Source organism: Campylobacter sp. RM9331, from assembly GCF_020137685.1.
Taxonomy (GTDB): domain Bacteria; phylum Campylobacterota; class Campylobacteria; order Campylobacterales; family Campylobacteraceae; genus Campylobacter_E.
In genome coordinates this window covers 1-20,149 of sequence record NZ_JACGBA010000002.1, presented here as the reverse complement: position 1 = coordinate 20,149, position 20,149 = coordinate 1, and the positions used below count along the sequence as shown (strand labels likewise).

General features: G+C 26.2%; 21 protein-coding genes and 1 pseudogene. 5 read left to right on the top strand and 17 right to left on the bottom strand.

Annotated elements, in window-relative coordinates:
- Positions 1 to 3 precede the first annotated feature (3 nt).
- The 12 genes from AVBRAN9331_RS01090 to rpmH form a co-directional block, all read right to left on the bottom strand.
- The gene (locus AVBRAN9331_RS01090) at positions 4 to 651 is read right to left on the bottom strand and encodes a nitroreductase family protein (protein WP_336612246.1); all 648 of its coding nucleotides are present in this window, start codon (positions 649 to 651) and stop codon (positions 4 to 6) included.
- Complete coding sequence (locus AVBRAN9331_RS01085) at positions 641 to 1,237, bottom strand: LysE family transporter (RefSeq protein WP_336612245.1); 597 nt, start codon at positions 1,235 to 1,237, stop codon at positions 641 to 643. Before AVBRAN9331_RS01085 ends, AVBRAN9331_RS01090 begins: the two co-directional genes overlap by 11 nt.
- On the bottom strand, positions 1,230 to 3,323 hold the full coding sequence (locus AVBRAN9331_RS01080; RefSeq protein ID WP_336612244.1) for a polyribonucleotide nucleotidyltransferase: 2,094 nt from the start codon (positions 3,321 to 3,323) through the stop codon (positions 1,230 to 1,232). The genes AVBRAN9331_RS01085 and AVBRAN9331_RS01080 overlap by 8 nt, the downstream gene beginning before the upstream one ends.
- Positions 3,307 to 3,984, bottom strand: a complete 678-nt coding sequence (locus AVBRAN9331_RS01075; RefSeq protein WP_214116520.1) for a sodium:proton antiporter — start codon at positions 3,982 to 3,984, stop codon at positions 3,307 to 3,309. Before AVBRAN9331_RS01075 ends, AVBRAN9331_RS01080 begins: the two co-directional genes overlap by 17 nt.
- Positions 3,974 to 6,016, bottom strand: a complete 2,043-nt coding sequence (locus tag AVBRAN9331_RS01070) for an LPS-assembly protein LptD (RefSeq protein WP_336612243.1) — start codon at positions 6,014 to 6,016, stop codon at positions 3,974 to 3,976. The genes AVBRAN9331_RS01075 and AVBRAN9331_RS01070 overlap by 11 nt, the downstream gene beginning before the upstream one ends.
- Complete coding sequence (locus AVBRAN9331_RS01065) at positions 6,009 to 6,497, bottom strand: RDD family protein (RefSeq protein ID WP_214116509.1); 489 nt, start codon at positions 6,495 to 6,497, stop codon at positions 6,009 to 6,011. Before AVBRAN9331_RS01065 ends, AVBRAN9331_RS01070 begins: the two co-directional genes overlap by 8 nt.
- Positions 6,498 to 6,718: 221 nt before the next feature.
- Entirely contained in the window at positions 6,719 to 8,044 is a 1,326-nt protein-coding gene (mnmE, locus tag AVBRAN9331_RS01060) for a tRNA uridine-5-carboxymethylaminomethyl(34) synthesis GTPase MnmE (protein WP_336612242.1), read from the bottom strand.
- Positions 8,041 to 8,670 carry a Jag N-terminal domain-containing protein gene (locus tag AVBRAN9331_RS01055; RefSeq protein ID WP_214116505.1) on the bottom strand — a complete coding sequence of 210 codons (630 nt, stop codon included), beginning with the start codon at positions 8,668 to 8,670 and terminating at the stop codon, positions 8,041 to 8,043. The genes mnmE and AVBRAN9331_RS01055 overlap by 4 nt, the downstream gene beginning before the upstream one ends.
- Positions 8,657 to 10,204, bottom strand: coding sequence for a membrane protein insertase YidC (gene yidC, locus AVBRAN9331_RS01050; protein WP_336612241.1), 1,548 nt, complete (start codon positions 10,202 to 10,204; stop codon positions 8,657 to 8,659). The genes AVBRAN9331_RS01055 and yidC overlap by 14 nt, the downstream gene beginning before the upstream one ends.
- Before the next feature lie 9 nt (positions 10,205 to 10,213).
- Positions 10,214 to 10,546 carry a membrane protein insertion efficiency factor YidD gene (gene yidD / locus AVBRAN9331_RS01045; protein WP_214116501.1) on the bottom strand — a complete coding sequence of 111 codons (333 nt, stop codon included), beginning with the start codon at positions 10,544 to 10,546 and terminating at the stop codon, positions 10,214 to 10,216.
- Between the two features lies 1 nt (position 10,547).
- Positions 10,548 to 10,886: a ribonuclease P protein component gene (gene rnpA, locus AVBRAN9331_RS01040; RefSeq protein WP_275592001.1), complete on the bottom strand. Its 339-nt coding sequence runs from the start codon at positions 10,884 to 10,886 to the stop codon at positions 10,548 to 10,550.
- Positions 10,874 to 11,011, bottom strand: coding sequence for a 50S ribosomal protein L34 (gene rpmH, locus AVBRAN9331_RS01035; protein WP_214116499.1), 138 nt, complete (start codon positions 11,009 to 11,011; stop codon positions 10,874 to 10,876). The genes rnpA and rpmH overlap by 13 nt, the downstream gene beginning before the upstream one ends.
- Positions 11,012 to 11,099: 88 nt before the next feature.
- Here rpmH and AVBRAN9331_RS01030 point away from each other — a divergent pair, with 88 nt between their 5' ends.
- Both AVBRAN9331_RS01030 and AVBRAN9331_RS01025 read left to right on the top strand, forming a co-directional pair.
- The gene (locus AVBRAN9331_RS01030) at positions 11,100 to 11,660 is read left to right on the top strand and encodes a uracil-DNA glycosylase family protein (RefSeq protein WP_214116498.1); all 561 of its coding nucleotides are present in this window, start codon (positions 11,100 to 11,102) and stop codon (positions 11,658 to 11,660) included.
- A gap of 2 nt (positions 11,661 to 11,662) precedes the next feature.
- The gene (locus AVBRAN9331_RS01025; RefSeq protein WP_336612240.1) at positions 11,663 to 12,844 is read left to right on the top strand and encodes a hypothetical protein; all 1,182 of its coding nucleotides are present in this window, start codon (positions 11,663 to 11,665) and stop codon (positions 12,842 to 12,844) included.
- Between the two features lie 34 nt (positions 12,845 to 12,878).
- Here AVBRAN9331_RS01025 and AVBRAN9331_RS01020 read toward each other — a convergent pair whose 3' ends face one another.
- The 5 genes and pseudogenes from AVBRAN9331_RS01020 to AVBRAN9331_RS01000 all read right to left on the bottom strand — a co-directional run bounded on the left by AVBRAN9331_RS01020 (position 12,879) and on the right by AVBRAN9331_RS01000 (position 16,787).
- Complete coding sequence (locus tag AVBRAN9331_RS01020) at positions 12,879 to 13,907, bottom strand: aspartate-semialdehyde dehydrogenase (RefSeq protein WP_214116494.1); 1,029 nt, start codon at positions 13,905 to 13,907, stop codon at positions 12,879 to 12,881.
- A 1-nt stretch (position 13,908) separates the two neighbouring features.
- On the bottom strand, positions 13,909 to 15,204 hold the full coding sequence (locus AVBRAN9331_RS01015) for a sigma-54-dependent transcriptional regulator (protein WP_336612239.1): 1,296 nt from the start codon (positions 15,202 to 15,204) through the stop codon (positions 13,909 to 13,911).
- Positions 15,201 to 15,587: a hypothetical protein gene (locus AVBRAN9331_RS01010; protein WP_336609208.1), complete on the bottom strand. Its 387-nt coding sequence runs from the start codon at positions 15,585 to 15,587 to the stop codon at positions 15,201 to 15,203. The genes AVBRAN9331_RS01015 and AVBRAN9331_RS01010 overlap by 4 nt, the downstream gene beginning before the upstream one ends.
- A pseudogene (locus AVBRAN9331_RS09840) lies at positions 15,563 to 15,871 on the bottom strand (lipoprotein required for motility); the annotation flags it as partial. The gene AVBRAN9331_RS01010 and the pseudogene AVBRAN9331_RS09840, both read right to left, overlap by 25 nt.
- A gap of 214 nt (positions 15,872 to 16,085) precedes the next feature.
- Positions 16,086 to 16,787, bottom strand: coding sequence for a plasminogen-binding N-terminal domain-containing protein (locus AVBRAN9331_RS01000; protein WP_336612238.1), 702 nt, complete (start codon positions 16,785 to 16,787; stop codon positions 16,086 to 16,088).
- A gap of 95 nt (positions 16,788 to 16,882) precedes the next feature.
- Between AVBRAN9331_RS01000 and AVBRAN9331_RS00995 the strand changes: the two genes are divergently transcribed.
- The 3 genes from AVBRAN9331_RS00995 to AVBRAN9331_RS00985 form a co-directional block, all read left to right on the top strand.
- Positions 16,883 to 18,055 (top strand): peptidoglycan DD-metalloendopeptidase family protein, encoded by a 1,173-nt coding sequence (locus AVBRAN9331_RS00995; RefSeq protein WP_214116477.1) that lies wholly within the window; start codon positions 16,883 to 16,885, stop codon positions 18,053 to 18,055.
- Positions 18,056 to 18,058: 3 nt separating this feature from the next.
- Entirely contained in the window at positions 18,059 to 19,411 is a 1,353-nt protein-coding gene (locus tag AVBRAN9331_RS00990) for a magnesium transporter (protein WP_336612237.1), read from the top strand.
- A 66-nt stretch (positions 19,412 to 19,477) separates the two neighbouring features.
- Positions 19,478 to 20,149, top strand: a 672-nt coding sequence (locus AVBRAN9331_RS00985) for a cache domain-containing protein (protein WP_336612236.1), incomplete at its 3' end; no start/stop codon positions are given.

The window sequence follows — 20,149 nt, the reverse complement described above, 5'->3', positions numbered from 1 at the left end:
CCTTTAAATAAATTTAATTATTTCTTCATTACTTGCTCTAGTAGTTTTAAAATTATTTACATTATCGCTACTTTTTTTACCTATTGCAATGCCACATATAATTTTGCCTTCAACCCCATTTTCTCTAATAGTATCGCAATATTCAGCAATACTACCTAAAACACAAGTGCTAAATCCTAAATATGTAGCCGCATTTAAAAAATTAGCTAGAAAAATACCACAATCTAACAAAGAACCTTCGTTTAAACCATTATCAATATGTAAAATTGCTAGATTTTTAGCATTAAAGAATTTAAAATTCTTATGCCATTGCTCTAACCTTTTTTCTTTCTCATCTCGCTTTATATTAAGTGCTTCATAAAGCTTAATTCCTGTCTGAAATCTTCTACTCTTATAAGGCTCAAACCAAATATCAGGATATAATTTTATATCTTGACTTTTTAAGTTATTTTTTACAGCATTTAATAAGTCATCGCTTAATTTAGCAAGGCTTTTACCACTAAAAAAGCTTAGTTTTGCTGGTTGCATATTTGTTGCACTAGGACTTAATTTTGCAAGTTCTACTATATTAATTAATTCATCTTTACTTAATTCATAGTCAATAAAATCTCTACAAGAAAATCTATTATCCAAACATTCCTTAAAAGTCATAAAATCTCCTTAAAACAAGCATAATCGCAAAATATTCTAAAATAAAAGCAGAAATTATATTAATAATCTTTAGCACTTTTACACTAAATAAATTTGTATATTTATATACAAAAAACGAAAGCGAAAATATCCAAATAAGTATGCTAACGCTAAGTCCTAAAAATAAATATATAGGATTTTGTTTAGTGCTTAGCATAGTTGCAACGCTAAGCCAAAATGTGATTACATAAGGATTTGCTAGATTTAACAAAAATCCTTTAATAAAATTACTAAATATATTTGTATTTTCTAAATTCTTATGAAGATTTATATCTTTTACTGGCTTTAGCATTAAAAATGCTAAATAACTTAAAAATATAAAGCCAAAAATACTTAAAATATTTAAAAATAAATCATTTTTAATAAATTCTAAAACGCTAAAGCTTAATAATGATAAATAAAGTAAATCAGCGACAAAAGCACCAAAACCTAAAGCAAAAGCATTCTTAAAAGATTTTAGTGCATAACTTAAAATTAGAATATTAACAGGACCAAAAGGAACACAAACTCCAAGCCCTAATAATATCCCATCAAATAAATCATTCATCTGCTAAACTAAGTCCTACTTTTCCATCTTTAATTTCACTAACTATTACTTCTAGCGTTTCGCCCTCATTAAAGCTTTTACCCTTAATTTTATTAGAATGTAATAATCCATCAATGCCGTCTTGCAAGGTTACAAATACTCCAAAATTAGCTACTTTTTTAACAACGCCACTAAATCTAGTTCCTATTTCAAATTCTACTTTAGGAGCTTGTTTTTTGCCTTTAGATTTTGGTTTTAACACTTCATTTAATATATATTCTTTAGCTTCTTTTACTAATTTTCCACTAATTTTTACTTCATTTTTATCTCTATCTAAATCTATGCTAACGCCAAATTTATCTATGATTTCTTTAATAGTTTTACCACCTTGACCAATAATTTCTGGAATATCATTAGCACTTACGCTAAATATTTCTAATTTAGGTAAAATTTCTTCATTAATAACAATCTTAGAATTTGCTTCTTCCATTAAATTAAGAATATGAATTCTTCCTTTTCTAGCAGCTTCTAAAGCTTGGGTTAATATTTCAGTGCTAACCCCACCTAATTTTATATCCATTTGCATAGCAGTTATTCCATCAACACTACCTGCTACTTTAAAATCCATATCCCCATCGTGATCTTCTAAGCCCATAATATCAGTTAATACAGCATATTCATTATCTTCAATTATAAGCCCCATAGCAACTCCAGCTACTAGTTTTTTACTAGGAACTGCTGCAGCACGAAGAGCTAATGAGCCACCACAAACACTAGCCATTGAGCTACTTCCATTGCTTTCTAATATTTCTGAAACTATTCTAATAGTATGAGCATAATCTTTACTAACTGAAGAACTTAAAGCTCTTTTTGCTAGATTTCCGTGTCCTAATTCTCTTCTTGAAGGTGCTTTTAAAGGACTTGCTTCGCCTACACAAAAACCAGGAAAATTATAATTAAACATAAATCTTTCATAGGTAGTTGATTTATTATTTAATAATTCAATTGCTTGAGCGTCATTGTCGCTACCTAAAGTACAAACCACTAATGCTTGAGTTTGACCCCTTGTAAATAAACAAGAGCCGTGCGCATTTGGTAAAATATTAGTCAATATACTAATAGGACGAACCTCATCTAAAGCTCTCCCATCAGCTCTTGTTTTTTCTTTTAAGATTTGCTTTCTTACTATGTGTTTTTTAATACGATTTAATTCATAATCAAGTTCAGCTTCACTCCAATTATTATTTATAAATTCTTCATCTAAAACAACTTTTTTTGCAATAGCTTTAAGCTCACTTGCTCTTTCGCTTTTAGCCATTTTATTAATTGCAAATTTTATATCTTCTAAATAGTTTTTTTCTAAATATTCATATACTGCTAGATTTTCGCTATCAGCTTTATAGTTAAACTCATAAGATTTTTTATATTCTTTAAAAGTATTATAAAAATCATTACTTATATTTAAAATACTACCTTTTGCAAATTCTAAAGCTTGTAATAACTCGCTCTCACTCATCTCATTCATTGAATTATTAGTCTCATTTGCTTTCATTTCTATCATTAATAATTCATCTTTAAGACCACTTACAAACAAATCAAGACTTGAAAGTTCTAAAGAATTTAAATCAGGATTTAGAACAAAACCATTTTCATCCTTAGCAACCCTAACCCCAACTGCTGGATATACAATTTCAATATCACTTAAAAATAAAGCCGCACTTGCTGCATAAAGTGCAAGTGGCTGAATATCCACATTTTCTTCAACCGAAAGAAGCATAACAACGATATGAGTTGGGTGTAAATAACCCTTAGGAAATAATGGGCGTAATGTTCTATCAATTATTCTTGAAGTTAAAGTCTCATAATCACTTGGTTTTGTTTCTCTTTTCACAAAACCGCCTGGAATTTTACCTGCTGCATAAGTTTTTTCTACATAGCTAACGGTTAATGGTAAAAAATCTTCACTAACACACTCATCTTCTCTAGCAACACTTGCTAACATAACCGTTTTACCACAAGTCATTAAAACACTTGCATTTGCTTGTTTGGCAACTAAATCAAGTTCAAATACTAATTCTTTATCGTTAATCTTAATTATTTTTTTCATTTATCTCCTTTTGATATGGCAAATAATAATTGCTCGTTTCTAAAATCTCACACGCATATTCACTTGATATTTCAAGTGGTTGCTTGTAGTAATAATCTTTATCTATAAAATGTTCTATTTTTTCTAAATAATAAACTTTATCAAATAAATCATTATAATAATTATAAGCATCAGCAGCTACTAAAGCACTTGCATATTTTATACTTCTAACGCCTAAACCCAATAAACTTTTATGACATACATTAATAGTTAAACCGCTGTTTGAACCTTGGTCTAACAATAAAATATCCTTACCTTTAAGATTGCTAAGTGGTAAAGACTTTCTATATTTTGCAATTTTACCCATAATTGATTCATCATAAAGCACAGTACTCATTGATAAAATATATTCTTGAGTTATAGAAAAAGCTTCAATTAATTCTTGAATACATACTATATCTCTTGTTTCACTAATTTTTGCTATCTGACATTCATTATTTGGGGCATATATGCCTTTGTTAAAAAGCATATCATAATATAAATTAAGTTCACTTGCAATAGTCTCAATAAAAGGAATATTTTTAATACTATTTCCTATAATTATATGTCCTTCTAATTCTTTATATTGCAATAATTTTTCACTAAATTTATTAGCAGCTTGTAAAGGATTGTCAAAAATCATAAGTATCATCACCTCTTAAAGCAAAATTATATCTTACACCGCCTATTGGATAAAGATTGAATTTCAAATAAACTCCCCTATCTCTTACAGATTTTACACCCATTTGAGTAAGTTTTGCTGTTGTGCTTTCTTTAAATTCTAAAGAATAATTTATACATCTTTTTTTATGAGTAAAACCTATACTATAGTTTTCAAATTTCTTACTATTTAAATTAAACCAAGCTTGAGAATATATTATATTATAAGGCATAAATTCATATTGAAATTTACTAGTTAAAAATCTATCATAAGGCTTGTTTTTCATAAGAAGCTCATCAATTTTATTATAATAAAATCCAGAACTTATTTTAAATGGCTGGGTTGTATATACGCCTTCTATAAAAAATCTATCAATATTAGAATTTTTAAACGAATACTCCGTAGTATTATTAATATTAAAATTATTATTAAAATAATACTTAAACTGATTGCTTAAAATATTAAACTTAGAATCTTCTGTCCTAAGCGTTAAAGAATGCTTAAGTTTTTTATCATTATCACTAAAAATTATTTGAGATAACTCAATATTAAAGGTTAAATCATCATAAGTATTTGGTATGAAAAATTCATTTTCTATTTCTTTTGAACCAGTCCTAAGACTAGCACCAAAACCAAAATTAATATTATGCAATATATAATCATACTTTCTAAATAAATTAGTATATATAAAAGCACTATGAGTAGAATTAAAATTATAATCATCTCTTCTACTATAATTATTATAAAAGTTAAGTCCTAATTCAAATTCTTCATTTAAAACAAAGTTAATATAATCATTAAATAAGCTTTTATTAAACTCAATTGGAACATAAAAATGAAATCTATTTAATGTGCTACCTTCTCTTCTATAAAAATTGCTATATGAAAAATCTGCTTTATAGTTAATATGATTATCAAATAAAGTATCATAAAATCTATGATAATGTAGATTTGGAATTTCTTGTAAAGTATAATCTTGATTAATACTTGAAGTGTCTTGATAATATTTAGCATATAAACCGAAATAATCTTTATTATCTGTATAAAAATAATTAAATTTGGAAGTTATTATGGCTTCATCATTATTATCTAAAAAACTAGATAAATTCAAATAATCAATATCACTAATTCTTAAAAAGTCTAAATATAATCCTTCTTGATTTTTGTTATTTGTATTAAAGATTTTATCTCTTTCATAGTGCATATTAAATCCATAATGCTCGCCAAATTTCAATTCTTCTTTATTAAAATAACTATTAAATTCTTTAAAATACCCAACTCCTATATTTCCTTTAGAATAAGGGCTATCAACAAAACGAAAATTAGAATAAATTCCATAACCCCTATTTGTTCTAATTTGTGGTCTTAATTCTAAATCCATTCTATGATTAATCGCCCAAAAAAATGGTTGCTCATAATGAATAGCTTCTTTGCTTTTTATTGATAATTTAGGAACCAAAAAACCAGTTTTTCTACTATCATCTGTATTAATAGCAAAATATGGCATATAAAAAATTGGTATATTTTTAAATCTTAAAACCATACCTTTTAATACTAAATCTTGAGTTTTAGTATTATAAATACCTTCCTTAAAATCAATACTCCATTCAGGATTTGCAACATCACAAGAACTAACACTTGCATTTTTTACAATAAAATCACCATTTATATAAGAACTATTCTTACTTTTTAACCATACTTCAATAAAAGAATCGCTTATAAAAAAATTATCAAAATTTGCACAAGAATTACCTAAATTAATTTTTGCATAATTTGATATAGTAGTTTGATTATTGTTTATTAAAAATACATCTCCAAATAATTCTAACTCTTTTGTATCTTGATTATATTTACCACTATTTGCTCTTGCAAAATAATTTTCTTTAAACAACAATATATCTTTATTTGAGATTATGTAATTATCTTTTTTTATAAACTCATCTGATTGAATTTCAATTTGATTTGAATAAAGTAAGCCAATAAGCAATATCAAATAAGATATTTTTTTAATCAACTTTAATCACCATAGATTTGCTGGCAATATCAGCAAAATTTCTTCTTGTCTTATTAAAGAATATAGATACAAACAATACCCCATTTATAAAAAATTCACAAAATACAAACACCAAAGCTCTATTTAAAGATTCTGTAAAATTAGGAGTATCAAAATGTTCGCAATTTACAATTTTTGTCTTTGTAATCATATTGCCAAAAGTTGCACCATACATATAAAAAAATATAAGAACATAAAAGAATTTAATAATAAAATATGCTTTTACATAGCGAAATAACAATATATTTAAATTGATATAATCTTCGTTATTTATTAAGGTTCTTATTTTAATTATTTCTTCATCGTTTATAAAATATATCATTAAAATAAAGATAAGAATATAGCAAATTATAAAATCAGCCACAAAAGCAATAAACCTAGCAACAATATCGGCTAGTTGTTTATCTTCTTTTTCAAGCTTTTCTAATATTTTATCATCCATTTAAAACCCTAAACATAAATCCCCAAACAAGCGTTAAATTTCAAGGTCTTGTAACCTAAAAAATAGTGGAAGAAAAGCATTAAAGGCTGCAATTCACAATTACTTGCATCACAGAACACGGTTGCTTAAACTTAATCACATAAAAAAATCTGTTAGACCGAATATATTAAACCCGCGTTGTCTAGGGTAGTGTAATTTTACATAAAAAGCTTAATGAATTTTTACTTACCCAAGCAAAACTCAGAAAACATTGCATCAAACAATTCATCGCTTCCTGTTTTTTTACCAAAAAGAGATAGTTTATTTAAACTTTCATTTAAATAATAAGCGCAAATTTCAAGCTCATTAAAATTATCTATAGCTAAATAAATATTCTCACTAGCACTATAAAACGCACTTATTAAATCTGTATTTGTTAAAACCAATTCATTGTCTAATTGAGAATTTAAATAATTTTTTAATTCAAATTCTAAAGCTTTTATATCATTATTTAATGCTGATATTTTAATACCTTCTAAAGTATTTACTTGTGCTAAGTCGCTTTTATTTTGAACTATAAAATATTTTTTACCACTATTTTTAATGTATTCTAAAAGTTTTAATTCATCTTCTAAGCATTCTTTTGATGAATCAATTAAAAACAATACTATATCAGCTTTATTAATAGCCTCATAGCTTCTTTTAATGCCTAATTCTTCTATTAAATCATCACTTTGTCTAATTCCTGCAGTATCAACTAATTTTATTAAATGTCCGTGATAATTTAAATACTCTTCAATGCTATCTCTAGTAGTTCCTGCAATATCACTAACTATTGCTCTATTAAACGATAATAAAGCATTTAATAAAGAGCTTTTACCTACATTTGGTTTTCCAATAATTGCTAGGTTAAATCCTTCTATTAAGCCTCTTTTTTTCTCGCTTCTAATTGCAATTGTTTCTAATTCTTTAGCGTTATTAAGTAGTTTTACTTTAGCATTTTCTAAAATATCTTCAGGCAAATCATCATCAGCATAATCAATTGCGGTTTCTAAATAAGCTAAAGTTTTAATTAACTCATCTTGAGTGTTAGTGATTAATTCTTTAAAAGCTCCATCTATATTCTTAGATATTATTTTTCTTGCATTTTCACTCTTTGCAGCAATTAATTCATTTATTAAAAGTGCTTTTTCTAAACTCATTTTATTGTTTAAGCAAGCTCTTTTGCTAAATTCCCCTGCTCTTGCAAATCTAGCACCTAATTTATTTAAAATCATAAGTATATTTTGTGCGTTTGTAAAACCGCCGTGAATTTGAAATTCTACGCAATCTTCACCAGTAAAAGAAAAAGGGGCTTTAAAATAAATTATAATGCCTTCATCAACAAATTCATTTTCGTAAAATAGTTTAAAAAAGTGAGCATAGCGGGGATTATTTTTTAATTTTTCTGCGTTTTTTTGACTTAATAATTTTGATGCTATTTCTAAAGCTTTTTCCCCACTTAATCTAATAATACTAATAGCACCATTTCCACTAGCACTAGCAAGTGCTACTATTGTGCTATTCATTGTTTTTTAAATTCTCCATAAATTGCAATGTATCTTCCTAAAGAACTATCTTTTATAACTATATTTTTATGAGAAAATTCTTTTAGTAATTCTTCATATACTAGATTTAATAAACTTGTTTCCAATGGTCTTGTTTGAGCCTTACCCACTTCATCAATTTTTGTCTTTACTTCGCTTAAATGCTTTTCAAGATTTTCTCTTAACTTAGCAAGAACACCACAAATCTCAACTCTTGCGTGAAGATTGTATTTAATGTTTATTAGATGATTTACAATAGTATCTAGTGCTTTGTATTTATGTGCGTCTTTTCCTATTAAACTTTCATAAGAATTTGCAATAAATTCTACATTTACACTATTTTCATTAGCTGGAGTTACCACAACATCTCTTACATCAAAATATTCACTACAAAATAAATTTTTTAAATCTTTTGCAATATCTTCAATAATATTAATTTCAATTTTTTTCTTAACTTTTACTTCAATTATTGCATCTTTTTTAAAAAAACCTAAAAAACCAGCTTTTGGCAATTGAATTATTTCATACTCTAATTCTCTAATAGAGCAATTAGTTTCCTTAATTGCTCTATCAATAGCACCTTCTAGTGTTTTATCAACTATTTGCATTTTTTCCTTCTTTATTAGCAAAAATTTTATTTACAAACCATTGTTGAGCTAGTGAAAATGTATTATTTACACACCAATACAATGTAAGACCTGCTGGGAAATTTATAAAAAATATCACAAATACTAAAGGTAAGAATTTCATAATCTTAGCTTGTGTAGGGTCTTGTATAGTCATAGGAGTTATAACTTGTTGTAAAAACATAGTAGCACCCATATAAATTGGTAAAATATAATAAGGATCATGTATTGCTAAGTCATTAATCCATAAAGCCCAAGGAGCAGCCTTAAGTTCAATAGCATTTAATAATACCCTATAAATTGCAAAAAATATTGGAATTTGAATTAATATTGGTAAACATCCGCCTAATGGATTTGCCTTATGTTTTTTATAAAGCTCCATCATATGCATTTGCATTTTTTGTGGATTACCTTTATATTTTTCTTGAATTTCTTTAATTTTTGGAGCTAAAACTTTTAATTTTTGCATAGAAACCATACTTTTATAAGTTGGATATGTAAGACAAATTCTAACAACTATCGTAAGAATAACAATAGACCAACCCCAATTGCCTACATGTGAATATATAAAACTTAAAAATGCGAACATTGGTTTAGCAATAAAAGTAAACCAACCATATTCAACCACATTTGTAAGTTTTTCATTAATAGCTTCTAAAATTTTATGCTCTTTTGGACCAATATAAGCATTAAATGTATCATTACCACTAGCTACAACATAACCAACTGATAAATCTTTGTGATTTTTAACAACTACCTTAAATGGCTTTTCAAAATTATAAAATGTGCTTGTGTAGTATCTATCAGAAAATGCAGCTATTATAGAATCAGTTTCAACTCTTTCATCATTTGATTTTATATCTCCATCTTCATAATCTACTTTAGTATCATCATTTTTGTAAATCATAGCACCATGAACTGTTAAAGTATCTGCTAAAACATTAGGACGCTCACCTGGAGTAATAACATAATCTCTTAATTTATTATCACTAAAAGTAATTTTTACTTGATAAAAACCATTTTCTTTGAATGTTATAATTTTATTAACAATTACACCATTTACATCTTTACTTAAAACTAGCTCTTCACCAATATTTACACTACTTTTATTTGCTTTAAAAGTTGTATTGTTAAATTCTTTATTAAATTCACTATCATAAAAAACCATAGATAAAGGATATAAAGTAGTATTTTTATCAACTAAATTAATAGCTTCATTTGTTTCATTTAAAAATCTTTCATCTTTTAAAATAAAACTACTAATTTCTCCATTTTCATTGATTTGAACATCAAAATGCTCATTATTAACACTAGCAATAATATTATTTGTTTTTATTGCTTTAATATCTCCGATATTTTGAGTTTTTGTTTGTATATTACTAACTTCTTGCTTTTGAATTTGTTGAGTATTAGTAACAACTGGTTTAGGGATTAAAAAATCATAACCTATAAAAAAAACCATAGATAAAACTACAGCAATTATAATCCTTTTTTGTTGAGACATATTATCAAACATATTTTTCCTTTATTTGAATATTACTTTTACTATATAATAAAATTGTTTATCTTTTGGAACAAAAATCATTTTAAGTTTTTTTATCTTATTTTGATGTGTAAAAAGCATAATAGGTTTATGTTTAATTTTAATTATAGGATAATCAAAACCACCTACAAATAATTGATTACATTTTAAAATTCTTAAAGCTGTTAAAAAAAGTGCTTTAAAAAAATTATTATATTGAAGTTGAATAATCGCATATTGAGAGCAAGTTGGATAATATCTACAAGATTTAGGCTTTAAAGGACTTAAAAAATATCTATAAAATTCAACTAATTTAACAGCTAAATACCTAAACATTTTATTCCTTTAAACACCCCAACCTTTTAAGACTCCACTTAATATTCTTTTCTAATTCAAAATAACCTAAATCACTAAAACCTTTTTTTGCTACAAATATGTAATAACCGCTACTTATATTTGGATAAAGTTGTAAAAAAATAGCTCTTATTAATCTTTTAGTTCTATTTCTTACAACAGCACATCCTACTTTTTTACTTGCGATTACTGCAATTTTTTTAACTTCGCTTGGTTCGTGATAAATAACGCAGTTTTTAGCAAACCATTTTGAACCAATTTTATAAAGTCTAGCAAAATCTTTAGAATCATTTATGCTAGAAAATTCCTTTAGATTGCTAATCTTCTTCTACCTTTTGCGCGTCTTGCATTGATTACTTTACGACCATTTTTAGTCTTCATTCTTACACGAAATCCGTGAGTTCTCTTGCGAGGTGTATTGTGTGGTTGATAAGTTCTTTTTGGCATTTTTCTTCCTTAAATAAAAAAATTAAATGCATATTCTATCACAAATAACTTAATTATTTTTAAGTATTTTTGATATAAAATAAATTTTATGGATAAAAATACATATTTACATTACTTAAAATTATTCGGATTTTCCTTTTACAACGATAAGTTAAGCGTTAATAAAAACTACAATATAAAAGATATAAAAAATTGCAAATTATGCAATTTATACAAAAGTAAAAATAATTTTTATACAAATAAAGTAATTAAATCAAATATTTTCATACTAAGCGATATTGGTTTTAATGACAATGATGCTGAATATTTTAATAGTATTTTAAGCAAGAATTTAAATCTTAATTTAAATAATGTATATATTACAAATATAGTAAAATGCTCAAATCAATATAAACAAGAAAATATTTTAAAGTGCTATCAGTATTTTTTAAATGAACTTTTGGAAAGTGAAGCAAATATTATAATTTTATTAGGAGAAAATTTAAAAAATATATTACAATTATCAAATTTTAATATTGGAGATATTATTTTTTATGACTTTTATGGTAAAAAAAGAAAAGTTTTGCTAAATTACAGCTTTAGCTTTATTAAAAAAAATCCAAGTTATGAAAATGATTTTATAAATAACTTAAAAAAAATAAAGGAATAATTATGAAAAAATTATTAACAACAATGTTAATATGCTCAAATCTTATTGCTGCCAAACAAGAATTAGTCAAAATTGAGCCAGCAAAGGTTTTTTATGTTAATTACGAAAAAGAAAAATGCTCTGATGAATGTCTAAAAGACTTATTATACAAAGGTCTTTACATAAGCTATATAACAAGATTTAATTCTAATGATGAAAAACTAAATAACATTTATGTAAAACTTCTTAATGGAATTGAATATATTGATTTACCTAAAAAACAACAATTAAACACAATTAAAATAGCTTTAGTTATACCAGAAAAAGTTGTAAAATCTTATTCTAGTAATATAATTTCTCCTGCACTTGCATATCTTATGAAACAAAATGATAATGTATATATGAAAGTATATTTTACAGGAGATGAAAGTGAAGCTAATATAGCTCCTATCATAAGCCAATTACACGATTATTCACTAATTATTACAGGATTTCAAAAAAACGGCATTAATGTATTAAACAAAAGTATTACAAATATTGCAGTATTTAATCCATTAGCAAAATCTAGTGATTTTGATAATGTAAATTCTAATTTTACATTTGGTAGCATAGATTATCAAGAACAAGTTGCAAAACTAATAAATATTTCAAATAATAAAATAGCTGTATTTAAAGATGATAGCTTACTAGCAAGTAAAATAACTGATAATATAAGAGAACAAAGCAATATAATTTCTCTTAAAACTATTGAAAAGAAAAATCTAAATATAAATTCGGCTTTAAGTGATGCTTGGAAATTAAATAATTCTAGCGTATTTTTTAATATACCATTAGTAAAAACAACTCTTTTGGCAACACAAATAAGAGCTTTAAGTATTAGACCAAATAAATATTTAAGCACTCAAATTAATTATCATCCAATGTTTTTAAATCTAAGCCAAGAAAACGAAAGGTCTATGTTTTATTTTGCTAATTCAATAGGCGAAATTGATGAAGAAATAGAGTATATAAATGATTTATTAGGGCAAAAAATAGCTTATAACTGGATAGCTTATTCAACTAGCGTTGGATTAGATTACTACTATCACGAGCTATATTCAAACAAAAAAGATAGATTATTTAAAGATAATTTTATAGGTAATTCAATACATTTTAATGTAAGAATTATGAATGCTAAACAATCAAAATTTAGCGAACAAAAATAAAACTAAGAATTTAAATTCTTAGTTTTAAGTAATTTTATAAAGATAATAAAGCAATTCTTACTGCGTTAGTTGCTGCTCCAACACGAATTTGATCAGCTACACACCATAAATGTAAAATCTTAGGATTATTTAAATCAACTCTAATTCTACCAACATAAGTTTCATTTGTATTGCTTGTAAATAAAGGCATTGGATAGCGTAACTCTTCATTTTCACTATCTTCATTATGTGCTTTTGTATTTGGATTATCCATCAATACAACGCTTGGAGCTTTACTTAAAATCTCTCTTACTTTTGTTAAATCTACATTATTTTTAAAAGTAATTGTAATACTTTCACTATGACTTCTAAGTACTGGCACTCTAACGCAAGTAGCACTAATTTGCATTTTTTTATTCATAATTTTTTGAGTTTCATTTACCATTTTTAGCTCTTCTTTTGTATAACCACTATCAGTAAATACATCAATTTGAGGAATTAAATTTAATGCTAGTTGATAAGTAAATTTTGATGGTTTAATTTCTTCAAAAGCAAATACTTTTTGAAGACCTTCCATAAGCTCACTCATACCTAAATTCCCTGCTCCACTTGCCGCTTGATAAGTGCTAACATCAACTCTTTCTATATCAAATACATCATCAAGTGGTTTTAATACTTGCACCATTTGAATGGTTGAGCAATTTGGATTTGCAATTATTCCTTTATGTTTTTCAAAATCACCAGGATTACATTCAGGCACTATTAAAGGCACATCATTCATCATTCTAAAATAACTTGTATTATCAATAACCAAAGCACCTTTATTTGCTGCAATTTTTGCATATTTTTCACTTATACTTCCACCCGCACAAAAAAATGCTATATCAACATCTTCTTCATCAAAACTATGCTCATCTAATTCTTCTATAACATAAGTTTCATCACGCCATACAATCTCTTTACCAGCACTATTTTTACTAGCTAATAATCTTAGTTCTTTTACTGGAAAATTGTATTCATTTAATACATTTAATATTTCTTCGCCTACAGCACCTGTTGCACCAATGATTGCAATATTTTTCATTTCACTCTCCTAAATTGTATTTTTGCATTTTTTCTCTAAAAACTTTTTCGCTCATTGAAATTAATTTAGAAGCTGCTTTTATATCCTTTTCTTGCTTTAAAGCTTCTTTAATTAATTCAAATTCTAAGTCATTTATATTATTTTTATTATTATTAGTAAAATTAAGCCTTAAATCACTATCTTTTACTATATTTTCATCGCTTAAAATTGCAGCACTTTCAACAATAGAAATCAATTCTCTTATATTTCCAGGATAATTATAATCATTTAATACTTTTATAGCTTCTTTGCTAAAAGTTTTTTCCCCTAAATCATACTCATTACAAATTCTATTTAAAGTAGCATTAGCAATTTCTATTATTTCATCTTTTCTTTGTCTTAAAGGCAAAATATCTAGCATAATTGTATTTAATCTATAAAATAAATCTGCTCTAAATTTATTATTTTTAATATTATCTTGTATGTTTATATTACTAGCACTTATAATTCTTACATCTATATTAATTAATTTTGTGCCACCTAATCTTTGTATAGTTTTTTCTTGTAAAACTCTTAATAACTTAGCTTGAATACTAGCACTCATTTCACCTATTTCATCAAGAAATAAAGTGCCTTCATTAGCTAACTCAAATAAGCCCAATTTATTAGAATTAGCATCTGTAAAAGCTCCTTTTTCATATCCAAACAATTCACTCTCTATTAAATTTTCAGGAATAGCAGCCATATTAATAGCTATAAAAGGCCTATTTGCTCTTTTACTATTTTCGTGAATAAATTTTGCAAATACTTCTTTACCAACTCCACTTTCACCGCTTAAAAATACACTTACATTTGTTTTAGCTGCTTTTAAAGCTATTGTTTTTAAATTCTCAAGTTCTTTTGATGAACCTAAAAATCCATTTTGTTTTACCGGAATTTCTTTTTTAATTTTATTAGCTTTTTTTTCTCTAATAATTTTTGCTCTATTTATTGCTTCATATAATTTATCCAAATCAAATGGCTTTGTTAAAAAATCTTTTACTCCAAGTCTTAGTGCTTCAATTGCTTTATTTAAAGTAGCATTTCCTGTAATAATTATAAACTCAGCACTAATTTTTTGTTCTAAAGCTGTTTTTACAAACTCAAGTCCGTCCATTTTAGGCATATTAATATCACTTATTATTAAGTCAAAACTATCATCTAATTCTTTTAAAGCATCAATTGGATTTTTATAAGTTTTTAATTCATAATCATCACTTAATGATAATTCTAAGGATTTTCTCATATTAATATCATCTTCAACTATGGCTATTTTCATACCTTATCCTTTGTGTAAATCAATATTTTACCTTGAGCAAGTTCTGCTTTAAAATAAATTGGCAATAATCTTAAATGAGTTTTTATACTTGCTTTAAAATTATTGACATCAACATATTCACTCACTATCGCTTTATTAACACAATCTATTAAATTTGTTTGTTGGTCTTTTAAACTATCATAAACATTAGACTTTGTAGCATTAATCTCACAAACATAAGTATATCTTGCTTTTTTATCAATACTCATTGCTCTACTTAAGTGAAATTCTTCGTTAGTTAGGACTAGATTAGTAGTACTTAATCTAGCCCAAAATATATAATCAGGATTTGCAGCGTTTAATAATCCTAAAAAGCTAATTAATATGAGAACAATTCGTTCCATTTATATTTATCAATTTTTAGTTCTAATTCAACCGTATAAAGACCATCTTTAAATCCTTCTCCGGTAATGTTTGCATTTTTAATAAGTCCATTAACATATGTTGTAATTAACGAGCTTCTAAGCATTGCATCTTTTACATTTTCTCTAGAATTTACTCTAACCCCATAAAGTTTGCCAGCTAATTGACGATAAGCATCAGCTAATGCTGCTCTTTTTGCAAGTGCTAATGCTTGAGCTTGCGAAACTGTGTTTTGAGGTGGAATTCCCTCTCCTACCGAACTAAAAATCATAAGTCTTACTGCTTCTTCTTCAGGACTTAAAACAGGCTCTTGATAACTTGCTTTTTTATAAGCTGTTTTTTGAGTGTTATTTTCTACTTGAACTGTTGTTTCTTTTTTTTGTGGAACACAAGCACAAATAAATATAGCTAAAGCGATGGTGCCTAATCTTTTCACGATTTTTCCTTTAAATAATTATTTAATTGCTTCAAAGCAATTATTATTCCTTTTCTTTAAATAGCTTGTTATAATATGAAAAATAATCTGTTGTTTTGCTTAATTGCTTAGAAATATTTGAATAAAAATTTATTTCATCAATTTGATTATATTCTAAATTATTATCCAATTCAGCTATTTTCTTTAAAGAAGAACATTCATATAAATATAAGTTATTTTTTAATGCAACCATTACACTACCAATAGCCCAAGTTCTACAAAATTCTCTTAAATCATTTCTATTTGGAGTTAGTTGTTTTTTAGCGTATAAATTCGCTGCTAAAACATTAGTATCAAAATATATAAAATTGTTATATTTATTTTTAATACTATCATATATTTTTTGACTAGGAGCTATTAATAATGTATGCTCAATATAATTATTAAAAATTACTCTATCGCCTATTTGTGGAGTTAATATAGGTAATGGTAAAGCATCTTGTTTTAAATCAGAAAATGTATATAACTCTAATTTAATATTATTGTTCTCATTATTTACAAAACTAGCTCTAGCAACAATTATAGAATATTCTCCAATATCTTTAATAACAATAGCGCCATTTTTTAAATTATTTTCATCATATTTTGCATCAACTATATGAGCATAAGCATAGCCATTATCAATCTTGTCAATAACAGCATTTATAAATTGATTAGCAAATACAAAAACTGAAAAGCATATTAAAATAAAAGTTTTCTTAAACATATTATCCCTTTAAAATTAAATTACTAAATTATAAGCAAAAAAAAGTAAAATGTCTGCCTTATTTTGGAAATTTTATCATATTTTAAAGGAAAATAATGCGAAAAATCATATTAGTTTTATCTATTTTTTTAAGTTTAAATTTATTCTCAAAAGAATTAAAAATGGAAGAATTAATATGGGAAAGAGGCGAGAGTTTTTTATTTTTCTTACAAAAAAATCAAATTCCATTAAGCATATATCATAATCTTGATAAAGAAGATAAAGAACTAACAGCAGAAATTATAGCTGGGGTTAAATATCAAATATTAAGAGATGAAAATGATAATATAGAACAAATTTTAATACCAATAAGCGAAACTTTACAAATACAAATATATAAGGATTTAGAAGATAAATATGCTATAACATTTACTCCAATTACTTATAAAGTTGAAGAAACAAGTTTAACATTTAAAATAAATAAATCAGTATATCAAGATATTATAGATAACACTCAAAACTCTAGATTAGCAAGCGCTCTGCTTAGAGCATATGCAGGAACGATTAATTATACAGGAATGAAAAAAGATGATAGAGTAGTAATCGTTTATTCTCAAAAAAGAAGATTAGGTAGAATTTATGGAGATGCAAATATAAAATCAGCTATGATTGAAGTCAATAAAAAGCCTTATTATATATTTAAATATGGAGATAATGACTTTTACGATGAAAACGGAAAACAATTAGAAACATATACTTTTATATTGCCTGTTGGAAATGTTAGAATTAGTTCTCCATTTAACCCAGGAAGATTTCATCCTATTTTAAAAAAATATAGAGCCCATCTAGGAATAGATTATGCAGCACCAACAGGAACGCCAGTAAAAGCAGCAGGTGCTGGAAAAATAATGTTTAGAGGAGTAAAAGGCGGATATGGAAATGTAGTTCAAGTAAATCACTCAAGTGGCTATATGACTTTATACGCACATTTAAGCAAATTTGGTAAATACAAAATAGGAGATAGTGTAAAACAAGGTCAAGTAATTGGCTATGTAGGAACTACAGGTCTTAGCACAGGGCCGCACTTACATTTTGGTATGTATAAAAACAATGCAGCAATTAACCCAGCAACAGTTGTTAGAGTTGCAAAAGATGGTCTAGTAGGCAAAGAAAAGCAAAAATTTGATTTAATAACTAAAGAATATATAAGTGAAATTAAGCATATATTAGAAAGTAAAATAACTCCTATAAAAGAAGAGAATTTTGAAAATATTGTGGAGCTTAATTAAAATATGAAAAATACAGCAGTAGCTTTTGAAATAATACAAGATTTTTTAGATGAAAAAGATGTTAGCTACGCTGAATTATTAGAAGCCCTAAAAATAATAAAAAATGATGATTATGAAGCTTATGAAAACATAATCAAAAGTCTTGATGATGAAGACTTAGGAAATATCGCAACGCTAATGCCTGAACATATGTTAAGCGATGTTTTGAAATTATCTTCAAGCAAAAAATTAGCTTTAGCATTAGGCGAATTAGAAAGCGATGATGCAACTGATTTAATGCAAAGCATTGAAGAAATTGATGATGAAAAAGCAAATAGAATTTTTTCAAATCTTAGTAAAGACGAACAAGATGATATTTTATTCTTAAAACGCTACGATGATGAAAAAGCTGGTGCTTATATGCAAACAGAGATTTTTACCGCAAAGCTTAGTGATACTCTAGAAAGTGCTATTAGCAAATATAAAGAGCTTAAAAAAAGCGAAGAAATAGAACATATAATCCAACTTTTTATAACCGATGAGAATGAAAAATTAATTTATAGTTTGCATGTAGGAGATTTAATTTTATATGAATTTAAAGATACTTTTCAGCAAATTCTAGATAAAAATGAAGATTTAGCAAAAGATTTACATTTTATTAGAGATTATGACACTATAAATGATGCTATCTCTATGGTTCAAGACTATGATTTAAGTGTAATTGCTGTAGTTGATAATAATAATAAATTATTAGGAAGAATAACTTATGATGATATACACGACTTAATCCAAGACTATGCAACAGAACAAATGTATAACTTTGCAGGGGTTGGAGATATTGATAGCGAAGATGAAAATACTATAAAAACAGCTAAAAGTAGAGCTAAATGGCTTATTGTAAATCTAATTACTTCGTTAATTTCAGCCCATGTTATCGCAATGTTTTCTGATGCAATAGAAAAGTTAGTAGCACTTGCAGCTTTAATGCCAATAGTTGCATCAATGGGTGGAAATACTGGCTCACAAGCACTTGCCGTAACTATTAGAAAACTTGCTTTAGGCGAATTAAGTTATGAGAATTCAAAACATATATTATTAAGAGAAATTGCTATTTCGTTTTCAAACGCAACGATTTTTGCCATTGTTTTAGGAGCTGTTGCGTATTTTTGGTTTTCAATACCAATGCTAAGCCTTGTGATATTCATATCAATGATTTTAAATTTAGGTTTTGCAGGTTTAATTGGCTCATTAATACCTTTGGTATTAAAAAAATGTGGATTTGACCCTGCACTAGGTAGTGCAGTTTTGCTAACAGCAACCACCGATGCTTTAGGATTTTTTAGCTTTTTATTGCTTGCTAAAATAATATTGCTATGATTTAATTTTCTTTTAACAAAAATATGTTTAAATTTAAGATTTAATTTTCAATAAAAAGGAGATAAAATGAAAATTTCAACAAAACTTTCGTTATGTATACTGATTAGTTTATGTATCTTAGGTATTAGCCTAATATTTATTTCTAACAAAGGAATGCAAGAAATTGATAACGTAACAACTAAAACAGTAGAAGAACTAGCAGTAAAAGATGCTAGAAGTGCTGCAAAAAGCATTGTATTTGGCTTTTATAATTTTTCTGAAAAATTATATAAAGACTTCGTAAAAGCTGGAGATGGACCTGAAGATGCACTTGAAAGCACAATTGAATATCTTCAAGGTATGAATTTAGATAGCACAAATATTAGATTTTTTGCCGTTAATTCAGATGGAACTTATTTAGTTCATTATCAACCAGAAAAAATAGGAAAGAATTTAAAAGCAGATTTAGATGTTAAAGGCGAAAGCTATGTAGAAAAATTTGTTAAGAATGGCTTAGCAGGTGGTGGTTTTACAGAAGTTACATTCTTTGATAAGGTAACTAATAAAGATAGAAATATCATTACCTATACTAAAAAAGATAAAAATATGGATATTATCTATGGTTGCACAATAGATATGGATATAACAAATCAAGAAATCGCTGAAGTAGGTAAAATAATTGATGAAGTTATTAGTAGCTCAAATTACAAATTTACATTAGCAGCAGTTGTTATAGCGGCTATAATTTTAATATTAATG

Excerpts from the sequence above, each read along its gene's own strand:
- AVBRAN9331_RS01090 (WP_336612246.1), bottom strand. The coding sequence starts at position 651 with ATGACTTTTAAGGAATGTTTGGATAATAGATTTTCTTGTAGAGATTTT.
- AVBRAN9331_RS01085 (WP_336612245.1), bottom strand. The coding sequence starts at position 1,237 with ATGAATGATTTATTTGATGGGATATTATTAGGGCTTGGAGTTTGTGTT.
- AVBRAN9331_RS01080 (WP_336612244.1), bottom strand. The coding sequence starts at position 3,323 with ATGAAAAAAATAATTAAGATTAACGATAAAGAATTAGTATTTGAACTT.
- AVBRAN9331_RS01075 (WP_214116520.1), bottom strand. The coding sequence starts at position 3,984 with ATGATTTTTGACAATCCTTTACAAGCTGCTAATAAATTTAGTGAAAAA.
- AVBRAN9331_RS01065 (WP_214116509.1), bottom strand. The coding sequence starts at position 6,497 with ATGGATGATAAAATATTAGAAAAGCTTGAAAAAGAAGATAAACAACTA.
- mnmE (WP_336612242.1), bottom strand. The coding sequence starts at position 8,044 with ATGAATAGCACAATAGTAGCACTTGCTAGTGCTAGTGGAAATGGTGCT.
- AVBRAN9331_RS01055 (WP_214116505.1), bottom strand. The coding sequence starts at position 8,670 with ATGCAAATAGTTGATAAAACACTAGAAGGTGCTATTGATAGAGCAATT.
- yidC (WP_336612241.1), bottom strand. The coding sequence starts at position 10,204 with ATGTTTGATAATATGTCTCAACAAAAAAGGATTATAATTGCTGTAGTT.
- yidD (WP_214116501.1), bottom strand. The coding sequence starts at position 10,546 with ATGTTTAGGTATTTAGCTGTTAAATTAGTTGAATTTTATAGATATTTT.
- rpmH (WP_214116499.1), bottom strand. The coding sequence starts at position 11,011 with ATGCCAAAAAGAACTTATCAACCACACAATACACCTCGCAAGAGAACT.
- AVBRAN9331_RS01030 (WP_214116498.1), top strand. The coding sequence starts at position 11,100 with ATGGATAAAAATACATATTTACATTACTTAAAATTATTCGGATTTTCC.
- AVBRAN9331_RS01025 (WP_336612240.1), top strand. The coding sequence starts at position 11,663 with ATGAAAAAATTATTAACAACAATGTTAATATGCTCAAATCTTATTGCT.
- AVBRAN9331_RS01020 (WP_214116494.1), bottom strand. The coding sequence starts at position 13,907 with ATGAAAAATATTGCAATCATTGGTGCAACAGGTGCTGTAGGCGAAGAA.
- AVBRAN9331_RS01015 (WP_336612239.1), bottom strand. The coding sequence starts at position 15,204 with ATGAAAATAGCCATAGTTGAAGATGATATTAATATGAGAAAATCCTTA.
- AVBRAN9331_RS01010 (WP_336609208.1), bottom strand. The coding sequence starts at position 15,587 with ATGGAACGAATTGTTCTCATATTAATTAGCTTTTTAGGATTATTAAAC.
- AVBRAN9331_RS01000 (WP_336612238.1), bottom strand. The coding sequence starts at position 16,787 with ATGTTTAAGAAAACTTTTATTTTAATATGCTTTTCAGTTTTTGTATTT.
- AVBRAN9331_RS00995 (WP_214116477.1), top strand. The coding sequence starts at position 16,883 with ATGCGAAAAATCATATTAGTTTTATCTATTTTTTTAAGTTTAAATTTA.
- AVBRAN9331_RS00990 (WP_336612237.1), top strand. The coding sequence starts at position 18,059 with ATGAAAAATACAGCAGTAGCTTTTGAAATAATACAAGATTTTTTAGAT.